Below are 14,960 nucleotides of genomic sequence, written 5' to 3'. Positions count from 1 at the left end.
TTCTATCATTCACATTAACATTTAAATGCATCTTTGATAAGTCTCTAGTAATTTAGAGGAAAAATTAAACGATGTCATCCTCTTACGACAAGTCCCGACAGCCCAGCGAAGCATTATATTCTAAGGCCCGGGAGATCATGAAGATATCCAAATCTGTATCTGATTATCTTTTACCTGAAGTATCTGGCTTGAATGATCACGGGTTGGAAGATAAGAGCGTCTATTATACCGGTGATATTATCCGGTACTCAGAATCGCTTTTGCCGAATATTGCGAGGGCTGAAAATGAATTTTTTCAGGAAAGTAGAAAGCATTATGTACATGCCGTAAGTCTGCTCACCGAACGTTTAAGTAAGCATTGCGAACACCTTGAACTTGTAAATAGCAACGGCAAGGACTTCGTACGGCTTCTACGGAAAGAAATTCAGAAATTCAGAAAATTACAACGCGTCTGGCGACTATCCTTATAAAGTTAGAAAACAAAAAAATCCCGGTTTCTCGGGATTTTTTTAATATCTGAAATATTTCAGTATTTACATATTTCTACGATACTGTCCACCCACCTCGAATAAAGCATGAGTGATCTGTCCTAGCGAACAAACTTTCGTTGCCTCCATTAATTCTTCGAAAAGGTTCTGATTGGTAACTGCTGCTTTCTGTATTCTATCCAGCATTTCTTCGGCAGAATTTTCTTTAGCTTTATGTAAAGTTTCCAGAGTTTTGATCTGGTGTTCTTTTTCCTCTTCCGTAGCACGAATAACTTCTCCCGGTGTTACCGTTGGCGATCCTGTAGAACTCAGGAAAGTATTAACTCCAATTATAGGGTAGTCTCCATTATGCTTTAAAGTTTCGTAGTACAGGCTTTCCTCCTGTATCTTTCCTCGCTGATACATAGTTTCCATCGCACCAAGCACTCCGCCACGTTCCGTGATTCGATCAAACTCAGTAAGCACAGCTTCTTCCACCAGGTTGGTCAATTCTTCAATAATGAACGATCCCTGGATTGGATTCTCATTCTTAGCAAGCCCTAACTCCTTATTGATAATTAATTGTATAGCCATCGCTCTTCTTACTGAAGCTTCAGTAGGCGTGGTGATCGCTTCATCATAAGCATTGGTGTGCAATGAATTACAGTTATCGTAGATCGCATACAATGCCTGAAGCGTAGTTCTAATATCATTAAAATCGATTTCCTGCGCATGTAAAGACCTTCCTGAAGTTTGTATATGATACTTCAACATTTGAGCTCTGGAATTGGCTCCATACTTATGTTTCAAGGCTTTGGACCAGATTCTTCTGGCAACCCTACCAATCACTGCATATTCCGGATCTACGCCGTTAGAGAAGAAGAACGAAAGGTTTGGACCAAATTTATTGATATCCATTCCCCTGCTTAAATAATATTCAACATACGTAAATCCATTTGCCAGGGTAAATGCCAATTGGGTTATTGGATTCGCACCAGCTTCAGCAATATGATATCCGGAAATAGAGACAGAATAGAAATTTCTAACCTTCTCTTCAATGAAATATTCCTGAACATCACCCATTAATCGTAGCGCAAATTCAGTAGAAAAAATACAGGTATTCTGAGCCTGATCTTCTTTTAAAATATCTGCCTGAACGGTTCCTCTAACTACAGCTATAGTTTCAGCTTTGATCTTAGCATACACATCTTCTGGTAAAACCTGGTCACCGGTTAATCCCAGAAGCATCAAGCCAAGTCCGTCATTTCCTTCTGGAAGGTCCCCACGGTATTGTGGTCTGTCAATACCAGCATCGTCATACAGCTCCTTCAGTTTTGCTTCTACTTTGTCTTCAAGACCATTCTCTTTGATGTACTTTTCACAATTCTGATCGATCGCGGCGTTCATGAAAAACCCAAGTAACATTGGAGCAGGACCATTAATAGTCATACTCACAGAGGTCATCGCATCTGCAAGATCAAATCCAGAGTAAAGCTTTTTCGCATCATCAAGACAACATATAGATACTCCGGAATTACCAATCTTACCATAAATATCTGGTCGGTGATCTGGATCATTTCCGTAGAGCGTAACCGAATCAAAAGCGGTAGACAGTCGTTTAGCCGGTAATCCCTGGCTTACGTAGTGAAATCTTCTATTGGTTCTCTCCGGTCCACCTTCACCGGCAAACATTCTCGTTGGATCTTCACCAGTACGCTTGAACGGGTAAAGTCCGGCAGTATAAGGAAATTCTCCAGGAACATTTTCCTGAAGACACCATCCTAGAATATCGCCCCAGGCTTTATATTTTGGAAGCGCCACTTTCGGGATCTGCGTATGCGAAAGTGACTCTGTATGAGTATCGATTTTGATCTCTTTATCGCGGACTTTAAAGCTATACACAGGTTCCGTATACTTATTCACTTTATCATTCCAGGCAAGAATCATCTCCCAGTTGTAGGGATCGAGATCCATCTTTACTTTATCGAATTCAGCAAAAAGCAGCTTTAAAAATTCTGACTGATCTTCTTCTGAAACTTCTATGATCCCATCCTGATCGATTCCGTTTTTATCAAGGTATTTGGTTTGATCTTTACCAAACTCGGTTTTTATATTAGCAACGGTTTCGATGGTTTTATAGATTCCGTAGAGACGCTGAGCAACTTCAGTTTGAGTAGCAGCTGTTTCATCATAACCACGGTTATTTTCAGCAATTTCTGAAAGATAGCGAGTACGTTTTGGCGGAATCACGAATATTTTCTCGCTCATTTCTTCTGAAATTTCAAAAGTAGAGCTCATCCCTGAATTTGTTTTCTCCTCTACAGCGTCCATAAGACTTCTGTAAAGCGTATTCATTCCAGGGTCATTGAATTGAGAAGCGATGGTACCAAACACCGGAAGTTTCTCAGCATCTTCATGCCACAACTGGTGGTTTCTCTGGTATTGCTTTTTTACGTCACGCAAAGCATCCTGAGCTCCACGTTTATCGAATTTGTTGATCGCGACCAGATCTGCAAAATCAAGCATATCGATCTTTTCAAGCTGCGTTGCTGCACCAAATTCCGGAGTCATTACATATAATGACACATCTGAATGATCCATGATCTCTGTATCACTCTGCCCAATTCCTGAAGTTTCGAGAATGATAAGGTCATAACTGGCTGCTTTCAGCACATCGACAGCTTCTGCTACATGCTTGGACAATGCCAGGTTCGCCTGCCTTGTAGCAAGTGAACGCATAAAAACTCTAGGATGATTGATACTGTTCATCCTGATACGGTCACCAAGCAATGCACCTCCAGTTTTCTTTTTTGAAGGATCCACAGAAACGATCCCAATATGTTTTTCAGGAAAATCCATTAAAAATCTCCGAACCAGTTCGTCTACCAAACTTGATTTACCAGATCCACCTGTACCGGTAATTCCCAGAACAGGAGTTTTATTAGTGTCAAAATTGTTCTTGTCAAAATATTTCAGAAATTCCTCATGCCTGTTTTCAGCAAGGGAAATAAGACGGGAGATCGTGGTAACTTTTCTGGATTGCAGATTCTCGTTTACCTTGTCTGCTTCTTCAAGATCTGGAACCTGATTATCCACACGCTGGATCATATCATTGATCATCCCTTGCAGGCCCATTTCACGACCATCATCAGGAGCGTAGATCCTATCTATTCCGTAGTCCATCAATTCCTTAATCTCATCTGGAAGGATCACTCCGCCTCCACCGCCAAAGATCTTTATATGTTCTGAACCTTTTTCCTTTAGTAGGTCATACATATATTTAAAGTATTCAGTGTGGCCACCCTGGTAAGAAGTCATTGCTATCGCATGAGCATCTTCCTGAATAGCACAGTTTACCACCTCTTCCACACTTCTATCATGTCCAAGATGGATCACCTCAACTCCGGTAGCCTGGATGATCCTACGCATAATATTAATAGCGGCATCATGACCATCGAACAGCGAGGCTGCGGTTACAATTCTTATTTTATTTTTAGGTTTATAAGGACTTTGTTGCTCCATATTTAATTATATCAAGAATATTGACCTGCAATTTACGAAAATCGCAATGAAAATGAGATTTTAAAATTATTGAAAACTTAAAAAAAGCCACCTTGGGGGAGGTGGCTTTTAAGCAGGAATATGAACTCGTAATATGCTGATGTATGAAAACAGTCTACTAATAATTCAGTACTCATGTTTTATATTAATATGGAAAAGTATTATTCAGGTGATCATATATCAATCATCTTCCGTTCAACATAATTGATTTAAAACTGAAATTAGAAATAAAAATCATTAAATACCTTTAACCTAAAAACCTGTAAATCAGATCTATCTCGCTAAAATACTTCAGTAGAAGACATGAACAAAATCGATAGTTTTAATATTATTATAACTTTATGCGATGAAGCGTTAAAATTTTAGCAAGTATATTTGAGCAAATTATTTACCATGAAAAAGTTCCTCGGTCTACTACTAATATTCTCGTTAAGTTCCTGTGCAGAATTACAACAAATCGCAACTCAGATACCTTCAACTTATGGTGTAACAGACTCGGAGATCAATTCCGGACTAAAGCAGGCGCTTCAATTCGGGATAGATAAAGAAGTAACCAGTCTTGCTACTGAAGATGGATTCTTTAAAAATGAACTTGTGCGTATAAGTTTGCCACCTGAATTGCAGAAAGTTGATAAGACTTTAAGAGATGTTGGATTGGATAATCTTGCAGATGAGGGTCTAAAAGTTCTTAACAGAGCCGCTGAAGATGCAGTAGGAGAAGCCATTCCTGTTTTTGCAACTGCGGTGAAAGAAATAAGTTTTGCAGATGCTCGAAATATTCTTTTAGGTGCAGACAACGCAGCAACAAATTATCTTACTTCAAAAACTCAAGCACAGCTTTATGACAGGTTCAATCCCATCATCAATAACTCCTTAGAAAAAGTTGGAGCAAATAGAGTTTGGTCTAATCTCATACAAAAATATAATGCTATTCCTCTTACAAGTAAAGTCAATCCAGATCTTACCGATTATGTAACTAATGAAGCTCTTCAAGGAGTTTATTTTATGATAGAGAAAGAGGAAAAGGACATTCGAAATTCCTTAAACTCCAGAACAACAGATCTTTTAAAACGTGTTTTTGCCCTACAGGATAGATCTTAAAATTCTTACATAATACAATATTTTAACACTTTCCCATAGATATCCGGTATATTTTAAATTAAGCTTAACTCAACATTATCAATGTATAGGCTTTGTTAATCTTAGCTTTGTAGCGTAGATAGATGATGATGAAGTGGAAAGAAATTAAGTATTATATGTTTAGAATTTTCGAAAATAAATCAAAGGAAGAACGGCTTTGTGAGAAGTATAGTAGATTAATGCAACGTGCTTACAAGATTGCTCTTATAGATAAAGAACAAAGTGACAAACTGAATTTTAGAGCCAAAAAGATTCTGGCTGAGCTTCGTAGAATGGATTGCTCGATGGTAGAAACTAGGAGTGAAACTGCCTGAAATACTTTAAGGCTTTTAAAACCCGGCTTCCATACCAACTAAAATATTCACCGTCCACAAGTGTTACCTTCTCTGAAATTCCTGAGAAGGTTTTTTTATGCTTTTCTTCAAATGGAAATGGTTCAGAACTTAAAAGAATTTCGTCTATCTCCATAGTCTTCAAATTTTCAAGATCTGTTTCAGGGTATCTGTCCAAATTAAAAACATTTATCATCCTATTTAGAGCAAGCATTTCATTGATAAAGGTTCCCTGCCCTGCTACCATCAATGGTTTATTCCAGATAAAATAAGCTACTCTTCTAGGTTTCGAATCAGAAACTACTTGCACCAGATCCTGCCGGGAATTCTCGATATTCTGAATCAAAAAATCGGCTTCCTCGCTTTTATCAAACAACTCCCCATACATTCTAATAAGTTCAGCATTATCCTCCAGATTGGCGACGGCTGAGCAATGAACAGGCGCAATTTCAGTTAGAGCTGTTACCATTTCACGGGTATTCTCCTCTTTATTACAAAGTATAATGTCAGGTTTTAAATCCCTGACCTTCCTTAAATTCACTTTCTTAGTTCCTCCTAAGCTGGTTTTCTTATTCCTGAGTCCTTCAGGATGCACACAAAAATGGGTGACTCCCACTATAGAATCTTCTAAATCAAGATCTACGAGTAATTCAGTTTGACTTGGAACCAGTGATATTATTCTCTTCGGAATTGATGTGAGTTCAAAAGATCGGTGGAGTTGATCCTGAAACTGCATATTTTAGAGCTTAGCTAATTCATCCTTCATCTGGATCTGAATAGCTTCAGCTTTTGCACCAGCGATTTCAGCAAAATTGGAAGAATCTGAGGCATAAATAATCTTACGGGAAGAATTTACAAGTAAACCCACGTTAGGAGTAATTCCGTATTTACAAACTTCCTCGAGACTTCCTCCCTGCGCACCAACACCTGGTACCAGCAAAAAGTTATCGGGAATCATCTTTCTAATTTCAGCAAGATATTCCGCTTTGGTAGCTCCCACTACGTACATCAAGTTTTCAGAATTATTCCAGTCTAAGGATGTTTTAATGACCTTTTTGTAAAGTTCTTCACCGTCAATCTGCTGGGTCTGAAAGTCATAAGCTCCCTCATTGGAAGTAAGCGCAAGTAATATGGTATGCTTATTTTCAAATTCCAGGAATGGCTCTACACTGTCCTTTCCCATATATGGTGCAACGGTTATAGAATCGAAACCAAGGTCCTCAAAAAAGGCTTTTGCGTACATTCTGGAAGTATTTCCAATATCTCCACGCTTGGCATCAGCGATTGTATACAGGTCTGGGTATTCAGTATGCAGGTATTCGATCGTCTTTCTAAGACTTTTCCATCCACTGGCACCCAACGCTTCATAAAATGCAATATTAGGTTTATAAGCTACACAAGATTGATGCGTAGCGTCAATTATGGCCTTATTGAAGCTAAATACAGGATCTTTTTCTGAAAGCAGGTAGGTTGGAATTTTGTCTATATCGGTATCCAGTCCCACACACAAAAATGTTTGCTTTTTGAAGATTTGCTCAGTAAGCTCCTGTGAAGTCATATTAAATTAATTCAGATTTAAAGAATATCAGAATTCTCTTTTAACTTTTCGGTATTCTCTGCCAGCTGCAATTCATCCACGATCTTTTGAATATCGCCATTAATTATATTGGACAGGTCGTAAAGCGTCAGGTTGATACGGTGATCTGTAACCCTACTCTGAGCATAGTTATAGGTACGAATCTTAGCACTACGGTCACCACTGGAAACCATTGAGTTTCTTTTTGCAGCGTCGGCTTCCATTTTTTTAGCAAGCTCCTGCTCATATAATCTGGAACGTAAAACACGGAAAGCTTTTTCCTTATTCTTATGCTGCGATTTTTGATCCTGACATTGAGCTACCAAACCCGTAGGTTCGTGAGTTAAACGTACCGCAGAGTATGTGGTGTTAACTGACTGTCCTCCAGGTCCTGAAGAACAGAAATAATCAATTCTTACATCTTTTGGATCTATCTGAACATCAAATTCTTCAGCTTCTGGCAACACCATAACGGTTGCGGCAGAAGTATGAACTCTGCCCTGAGTTTCGGTTTGAGGAACACGTTGTACACGATGCACTCCAGCTTCAAATTTCATGGTACCATACACATCTTCTCCGGAAACTTCAAAGATCATTTCTTTGAATCCTCCACTGGTACCTTCACTATAATCCACAATATTATGCTTCCACCCCCTGCTTTCTACATATTTAGTATACATACGATATAGATCTCCAGCGAAAATGCTGGCTTCATCACCACCAGTACCACCTCGAATCTCTACGACCACGTTCTTAGAATCTTCCGGATCTTTTGGGATGAGCATCATTCTTATCTTATCCTCCAGCGCAGGAAGTTGATTTTTTGCTTCCTCCATCTGAAGTTTCGCCATTTCTGTCATTTCAGCATCGCTACCATCAGATATGATCTCTTCAGCTTCCGAAATGTTTTCAGTAAGACTTATATACTTCTCGCGTTCATCCATCAATGCCCGAAGATCTTTATATTCTTTATTCAATTCGATATACCGCTTCTGGTCTGATATAACATCCGGTTGAATGATCAAATCATTCACCTCATCAAACCTCTGCTTTACGATATTAAGTCTTTCAATCATATATTCCTACTGAATTTAGGCTAGCAAATTTACGATAATTTGGTTGAAATCATATAAAAGCTTTAAACCCTTTCCATTTCAAATAATGGCTCATGATTTCTACTGAAAGAAGCAAATTTCACCAGCGAAATCGCACCAATAATATAGAAAAATCTATCGGTATAATAAAATTCATAGAACTCCAGATAATAAGCTATAAATGACATAATATCTGAAAAAACCAAACATAAGGCACCAGCGGTGTAAAAGAACGAAGTAGTATCTGAATAAATATTGCTATAGGATATCGCGGCAAGAACCAGGGTGATCATAACACTTCCGTAAATATAGAACAGGAAATTCAGGAAGGAATAATCGTATTTTTCAGGAATCATGTCTACTAGAGCATATAACATTCCAATATTCATGGTGAAGACGACAGCGAAAACTATTTTTTGAAAAATACTCATTTTAAGGCTTTTAATTTCAGGGAAAATTACTAAAACTAAGGTGGTATATGCAGCAATACGTAAAAGAAAGGTTACAGTATTACTGTACATATTTTCATAATCGAGTAAAAGAATATCTGAAATAAGAAGTAATAAGATTGCGGTAATTAGCATACGTTCGGATCTCCGTTTCCATATTAACATGAGAAAAACAAGAAAGGTGCTCATCAACCGACCCCATCTAATCATTTCCAGATCATATTCTGATATTATGAACATATTTGCCAGTAGTACAATACCAGCTATAAATGGAAGGAAATATTTTGGAAACATCTTAGGTTGGTTTGGAAAGTACTTACGAATCTAAAGGGTTACTGGATTTGAATTGCTGCGTAAATCAACTAAATTTCAGTTAGAGACTCTTCTTCCTTATCCTGAAGCCATTTTTTTGCAAAGACTACAAGTAGTGCAATGCCTATTATATTTACGATTCTGTCTGCATAATAAAACACCTCAAAATCTAAATAATAGGCATTATAAAAAGTTAGATCAGACAAAACAAGGCATATTGAAATAACCACCAATAAGAAACCTTTAGCGTCAGCATATCTATTCAAATAAGATATGCAGGTTGCGACTAGAGCCAGAGAAGCTAAGCCCATTGTGTAGAACAGAATAGTAAAAATAATATCCTCTCTGTAGCCAGGTATGTATGTTGCCATATCATGCAACATATAGATATCGAGCGCTATTACAAAAGTGGTGATTATAAATGTAATCAGGTTTAACCGGAGACGTGACAGGTAGGGATACAGAAAGTTTATAATGGTAAGATAAGCGGATATACGAACAATATAAATGATATTTCTAATTATAGAATTCTCATAAAATATCAACAGTCCGTCACATAGTGTTAACAAAGAAAATGAAATAAGTAATTTTTGATCTCTATTATATTTAAAAAAAAAGACCAGAAAAAAAACTACAGTTGCAAGTAGTCTAAACCACCTATCGGTTATTGAGTCCAAGTAATAGATCGCAAGTATATTCGTAGCGATCATAACTAAAACCAGTAAGCCAAACCAGAATTTCATCTCAATTTTATAAAACTAATAACCTGGAATGCTCATTGCTCGAGGTTATTCGAAGTTAATTTGTATACCTAACTATACTCAAACGTACCATATTCACTGTTAATTGTAAGCTTTTTACTTTCAGATGTTTCAACTCTTCCCACTACCTGAGCGTCTACATTAAAAGATCTTGAAATTTCTATCACCTTATCTGCATGAGCCTCATCAATATAAATTTCCATACGATGTCCCATATTAAAAACCTGATACATCTCTTTCCAGTCCGTTTTGCTTTCCTCCTGAATTAGTTTGAAAAGTGGTGGGGTAGGAAACATATTATCTTTTATAATATGCAAATCATCAATAAAGTGCAGGATCTTTGTTTGCGCGCCTCCACTACAGTGAACCATTCCGTTAATATTCTCAGCTCCAATATCAGAAAGTAATTTCTGAATAACCGGCGCATAAGTTCTGGTAGGTGAAAGCACAAGCTTCCCAGCATCAATCGGACTATCATCTACAACATCTGTCAACTTTTTTGTGCCTGAATAAATAAGCTCTTCAGGAATGGAACTATCAAAACTTTCAGGATATTTTTCAGCCAGGACTTTAGAGAATACATCATGGCGCGCAGAAGTAAGACCATTACTTCCCATTCCGCCGTTATACTCAGTTTCGTAGCTAGCCTGCCCAGAAGATGAAAGTCCTACGATCACGTTTCCAGGTATGATATTCGAATTATCAACCACCTTACTTCGCGGCATTCTTGCAGTTACGGTAGAATCCACGATGATCGTTCTCACCAAATCTCCAACATCTGCCGTCTCTCCACCAGTAGAATGTATATCTACTCCGAATTTCTTTAATTCTGAAATTAATTCTTCTGTACCATTAATAATAGCTGAAATCACCTCACCAGGGACAAGGTTTTTATTCCGACCAATAGTGGAAGAAAGCAGAATATTACTGGTTGCTCCCACACATAAAAGATCATCAATATTCATGATCAAAGCATCCTGGGCGATCCCTTTCCAAACCGAAAGATCTCCGGTTTCTTTCCAGTACATATAAGCAAGAGATGATTTAGTTCCGGCACCATCTGCATGCATGATCAAACAATGTTCTTCACTTCCCGTTAGGTGATCTGGTACGATCTTACAAAAAGCCTTCGGGAAAAGTCCTTTGTCTACATTCTTGATAGCGTTGTGAACATCCTCTTTTCCTGCAGATACACCCCTGCCTGAATACCTTTTGCTAATTTCTTTACTCATGAATATAACTTAGAATCCTCAAAGATAATTAGTTTCAGGCTTCTGGGAAATTATACGACCTATTTAAACAAAAAAACCACGCTAATAGCGTGGTTTTTCTTTTTCTAAAACTTCAGAAATTATCTTGTGAAAAGTAATTCTCTGTATTTAGCTAATGGCCAGATTTCATCATCTACCAATAACTCTAATTTATCACAGTGATATCTAATTTCTTCGAAGTAAGGTTTCACATCATCACAATAGGCAAATGCTTTCTCTTCAGCATCTTCTAGTTTGTTGGCAATTTTTCTCGCTTCAATCATCGCATTCACATTAGAATTGATACTGGCAATATGAGAAGAAATGCTTTCTATAATTTCCAATTGTTCCTTAGCGTGTCTTGCGAAATCATCAGCATAAATATCTTTCAACCCGCGTACATTCTTGATCAGGATATTCTGATATCTTATGGAAGTTGGAATGATATGATTTCTGGCGATATCTCCAAGGATACGTCCTTCAATCTGAATTCTCATCGCGTACTCTTCAAGCTCAATCTCGTGTCTTGCTTCGATCTCGGTTTCATTCATTACCCCTAATTCTTTGTAGAGGGCAATTGTTTTCTTGCTTACCTGAGCTTTTAAAGCTAGTGGCGTGGTTCTGTTATTACTAAGACCGCGCTTCTCTGCTTCTTTTTCCCATGGCTCACCATATCCATCACCTTCAAATCTAATTTTCTTAGATTTTTTAATGTATTCTCTCAGGACATTAAAGACGGCATCGTCCTTCTTCATCTTTTTGTCCTTGATAAGTTTATCAACCTCAACTTTAAATTCCTTAAGCTGCTTAGCTACGATACTGTTAAGTACGGTCATCGCCCCAGCACAGTTCGCAAGAGAACCAACTGCTCTAAATTCAAATTTATTCCCTGTAAAGGCAAATGGTGAAGTTCTATTTCTATCAGTATTGTCAAGAAGAATTTCAGGAATCTTCCCAACTACATTCAATTTAAGATCTGTTTTTTCCTGAGGAGATAGTTTACCATCAGTCACTTTTTCAAGTTCATCAAGAACTTTAGTCAGCTGACTTCCAATAAATACTGAAATAATTGCCGGTGGCGCCTCGTTCGCTCCAAGACGGTGATCATTGGAAGCGCTTGCGATCGCAGCTCTTAATAATTCTTCATTATCATAAACAGCTTTAATAGTGTTTACAAAGAATGTAAGGAACTGAAGGTTCTTCATTGGCGTAGAACCTGGAGATAATAAGTTAACCCCTGTATCTGTCGCTAAGGACCAGTTATTATGTTTACCACTACCATTAATTCCGGCGAATGGTTTTTCGTGCATTAATACACTAAAGTTATGTCTTTCCCCAACTCTCTTCATCACATCCATAATTAATGAATTGTGATCTACAGAAAGGTTAGCTTCCTCAAATACTGGAGCAAGCTCAAATTGGTTTGGTGCCACCTCGTTATGACGGGTTTTTACCGGAATACCAAGCTTCATACATTCAATCTCAAGATCCATCATATAAGCGATCGCTCTTGAAGGTATAGAACCAAAATAGTGATCATCTAATTGCTGACCTTTCGCCGGAGAGTGTCCTAACAGGGTTCTTCCGGTTAAAGTGATATCAGGTCTTGATGCTGTAAGTGCGGAATCGATCAGAAAATACTCCTGTTCCCATCCTAAAGTCGCATTTACTTTCTTAACGTTCTTATCAAAATATTTCGCAACATCTGTTGCTGCATTATCAACTGCCTGCAAAGCTCTTAATAGTGGTGTCTTGTTATCAAGTGCCTCTCCTGTATAAGCTACGAATACCGTTGGAATACATAATGTAGTCCCCCATATAAAAGCTGGAGAAGTAGGATCCCATGCAGTATAACCTCTTGCTTCAAAAGTATTTCTAATGCCACCATTCGGAAAACTTGATGCATCTGGTTCCTGTTGAACAAGCTGTCCTCCACCAAACTTTTCGATAGCCGACCCATCACCCAAAGGCTCAAAGAAAGAATCATGTTTCTCTGCAGTTGCTCCCGTAAGAGGCTGGAACCAGTGAGTATAATGAGTAACTCCTTTTGAGATTGCCCATTCTTTCATTCCGGTAGAAATATGATCGGCGACATTGCGATCTATCTTCTTCCCTGTGTTCATAGCTTCCACGACATTCGTGTATGCTTCTTTGGTCAGGAACTGTCTCATAACAGTTTCATTGAAAACATTCTTACCGAAAATTTCAGACCTTCTACGAGGTTCCTTGATCTTCACCGGCTTCCTGTTCAATGTTTCTTTTAAAGCTTGGAATCTTAAAGTTGACATGCTGAAATATTAATTGTGTTGGTTTATAAAAAATTGAACTATCAGATCATTAGATAATTCAGTAATTATCGATTGAAGTTGCGAATATAAGTGATATGCAACAAAAAATAAGTGCCGATTTCGTAAAAAATGCAGCCTCTTTAAGATAACCCCCTATTTTTTTAGGGTTGCTTCTGAAATTTAACCAATCATTAATATTATACACCCCTTCTTCCGAAGGGATTTAAGAAGATATTAAGAACTATAGAATTGTGATCAGGATGAACGTAGCATAAGCAGCAATAAGACCGAATCCCTCTTTTCTCCCCATTTCTGAAGGCTTCGGAATTAATAATAGTGGCAACAAGGCAAACGCAATTGCCAGCATCCAGATCATATCGTTCGAAAGAATTTCTGAAGATTGCACGACTACAGGTTTGATTAAAGCGGTTAAACCTAAAACTGAAGCGATATTGAAAATATTGGAGCCAATTAAATTCCCTAACGAAATTGCTTTCTCCTTTTTCATTGCGGCGATCAGGGAAGCTGCCAGCTCTGGAACGCTCGTGCCAACAGCGATGATAGTCACAGAAACTACTCGTTCGCTAATACCTAATTGAGTGGCAAGATCTACCGCACCCATGACGAGTAATTCTGATCCTCCCCATAAAGCAAAAATTCCAATTAACAGCCAGATTCCTAATTTGATACTTCGAACGTCCTGTAAAGACAGATCTACCTCATCTGCAACCACATTGTCCTTTCTTCTTGACCTTTTAATTAGTAGAAACATGTATCCTACAAGTCCGAGTAAGAGAATTCCACCTTCTATACGTGATAATACATCTCCACTTTGAAGAAAGAAATAGAGTACTATGGAGAATAACATCATTATTGGCCAGTTGATCCTATAGAAATCACGATCTACCATTAAGGGAGAAACCATGGCCGTTAATCCCAGAACCAAACCAATATTAGCGATATTGGAACCTATTACATTACCTAAAGAAATATCTGAAAAACCATCAATAGCCGCCTGCAGACTCACCAAAAGTTCTGGAGCTGAAGTAGCGAAGGAAACCACCGTAAGACCTACAACCATCCTGGAAATACTGAGTTTTAGTGAAATTGCTACAGAACTTCGAACTAAAAACTCTCCTCCTATTACCAAAAGGACAAAGCCAACAATTAGAAATACAACGCTCATAGATGATATTTTTTGCGAAGATAGAGGAATTCATAGAATTGCAATTACTTTCTTTAAGTCTAAGAATACAATGCCTTTAATGACCAATTTTCAGCCAAATATGTTATTTCGCTGAAATCGAATAATTTGTACCTTTCGAAAATATCTCATGTACAATGAAAAAGTCAATTTTCAAGGCGCTTGCTAAGTTCAACAAGAAATTTTTACCTAGTTACTCCAAAAAAGAATTGGATTTACAAAAAGCTTCGAAAGTCCAGATGGCTATTATAGGCTGGCGCCTATGGGTTACTAAAAACTCGCTGGACTAGTAATGTATTAGTGACTCTACCTCATAATTAGAAATCCGGTCTCTCCCGTTAAGAAAATCAAGTTCTATTAAGAAATTACACTGCACAATATTGCCTTTGCATTTTTCCACAAGTTTACAGGTGGCCAGAGCTGTTCCTCCGGTTGCAAGGACATCATCATGAATTAGCACATTTTCACCTTCCTGGATCGCATCCTGATGAATTTCAAGACTATCACTTCCATATTCCAGATCATA

Annotated in this window: 14 protein-coding genes; 4 read left to right on the top strand and 10 right to left on the bottom strand. The window is 38.0% G+C overall.

What is annotated here, in order from left to right; translation table 11 throughout:
• The first annotated feature begins 71 nt into the window (after nucleotides 1-71).
• Complete coding sequence (locus ACNI3T_RS10650) at nucleotides 72-470, top strand: hypothetical protein (protein ID WP_418227765.1); 399 nt, start codon at nucleotides 72-74, stop codon at nucleotides 468-470.
• A 63-nt stretch (nucleotides 471-533) separates the two neighbouring features.
• Here ACNI3T_RS10650 and ACNI3T_RS10645 read toward each other — a convergent pair whose 3' ends face one another.
• Entirely contained in the window at nucleotides 534-3,989 is a 3,456-nt protein-coding gene (locus ACNI3T_RS10645; protein ID WP_418227764.1) for a methylmalonyl-CoA mutase family protein, read from the bottom strand.
• Between the two features lie 432 nt (nucleotides 3,990-4,421).
• Between ACNI3T_RS10645 and ACNI3T_RS10640 the strand changes: the two genes are divergently transcribed.
• Both ACNI3T_RS10640 and ACNI3T_RS10635 read left to right on the top strand, forming a co-directional pair.
• On the top strand, nucleotides 4,422-5,129 hold the full coding sequence (locus ACNI3T_RS10640; protein WP_418227763.1) for a DUF4197 domain-containing protein: 708 nt from the start codon (nucleotides 4,422-4,424) through the stop codon (nucleotides 5,127-5,129).
• A gap of 155 nt (nucleotides 5,130-5,284) precedes the next feature.
• Entirely contained in the window at nucleotides 5,285-5,482 is a 198-nt protein-coding gene (locus ACNI3T_RS10635; RefSeq protein WP_141878489.1) for a Lacal_2735 family protein, read from the top strand.
• Here ACNI3T_RS10635 and ACNI3T_RS10630 read toward each other — a convergent pair.
• The 8 genes from ACNI3T_RS10630 to ACNI3T_RS10595 form a co-directional block, all read right to left on the bottom strand.
• Nucleotides 5,463-6,236: an ABC transporter substrate-binding protein gene (locus ACNI3T_RS10630; protein ID WP_418227762.1), complete on the bottom strand. Its 774-nt coding sequence runs from the start codon at nucleotides 6,234-6,236 to the stop codon at nucleotides 5,463-5,465. The two genes, ACNI3T_RS10635 and ACNI3T_RS10630, sit on opposite strands and share 20 nt — an antisense overlap.
• Nucleotides 6,237-6,239: 3 nt before the next feature.
• Nucleotides 6,240-7,058, bottom strand: coding sequence for an orotidine-5'-phosphate decarboxylase (gene pyrF, locus ACNI3T_RS10625; RefSeq protein WP_418227761.1), 819 nt, complete (start codon nucleotides 7,056-7,058; stop codon nucleotides 6,240-6,242).
• Nucleotides 7,059-7,075: 17 nt separating this feature from the next.
• Nucleotides 7,076-8,152 carry a peptide chain release factor 1 gene (gene prfA / locus ACNI3T_RS10620; RefSeq protein ID WP_322300905.1) on the bottom strand — a complete coding sequence of 359 codons (1,077 nt, stop codon included), beginning with the start codon at nucleotides 8,150-8,152 and terminating at the stop codon, nucleotides 7,076-7,078.
• Nucleotides 8,153-8,214: 62 nt separating this feature from the next.
• A complete protein-coding gene (locus ACNI3T_RS10615) occupies nucleotides 8,215-8,913 on the bottom strand; it encodes a lysoplasmalogenase family protein (RefSeq protein WP_418227760.1) in 699 nt (232 codons plus the stop codon).
• Nucleotides 8,914-8,981: 68 nt separating this feature from the next.
• The gene (locus tag ACNI3T_RS10610; RefSeq protein WP_418227759.1) at nucleotides 8,982-9,302 is read right to left on the bottom strand and encodes a hypothetical protein; all 321 of its coding nucleotides are present in this window, start codon (nucleotides 9,300-9,302) and stop codon (nucleotides 8,982-8,984) included.
• 440 nt (nucleotides 9,303-9,742) lie between these two features.
• Nucleotides 9,743-10,924, bottom strand: a complete 1,182-nt coding sequence (locus ACNI3T_RS10605; RefSeq protein ID WP_418227758.1) for an AIR synthase related protein — start codon at nucleotides 10,922-10,924, stop codon at nucleotides 9,743-9,745.
• Nucleotides 10,925-11,043: 119 nt separating this feature from the next.
• Nucleotides 11,044-13,230: a glutamine synthetase III family protein gene (locus ACNI3T_RS10600; protein WP_322300914.1), complete on the bottom strand. Its 2,187-nt coding sequence runs from the start codon at nucleotides 13,228-13,230 to the stop codon at nucleotides 11,044-11,046.
• A gap of 241 nt (nucleotides 13,231-13,471) precedes the next feature.
• Nucleotides 13,472-14,416 (bottom strand): calcium/sodium antiporter, encoded by a 945-nt coding sequence (locus ACNI3T_RS10595; protein ID WP_322300915.1) that lies wholly within the window; start codon nucleotides 14,414-14,416, stop codon nucleotides 13,472-13,474.
• Nucleotides 14,417-14,571: 155 nt separating this feature from the next.
• Between ACNI3T_RS10595 and ACNI3T_RS10590 the strand changes: the two genes are divergently transcribed.
• Complete coding sequence (locus ACNI3T_RS10590; RefSeq protein ID WP_322300916.1) at nucleotides 14,572-14,724, top strand: SsrA-binding protein; 153 nt, start codon at nucleotides 14,572-14,574, stop codon at nucleotides 14,722-14,724.
• Here ACNI3T_RS10590 and ACNI3T_RS10585 read toward each other — a convergent pair.
• On the bottom strand, nucleotides 14,721-14,960 hold a 240-nt coding region (locus ACNI3T_RS10585; RefSeq protein WP_418227757.1), incomplete at its 5' end, for a purine phosphoribosyltransferase family protein. The two genes, ACNI3T_RS10590 and ACNI3T_RS10585, sit on opposite strands and share 4 nt — an antisense overlap.

The sequence above is a fragment of the Christiangramia qingdaonensis genome (assembly GCF_048381525.1).
Lineage (GTDB): Bacteria > Bacteroidota > Bacteroidia > Flavobacteriales > Flavobacteriaceae > Christiangramia.
The sequence above is the reverse complement of the archived record's forward strand: the minus strand, read 5'-3'. Positions and strand labels throughout refer to the sequence as shown.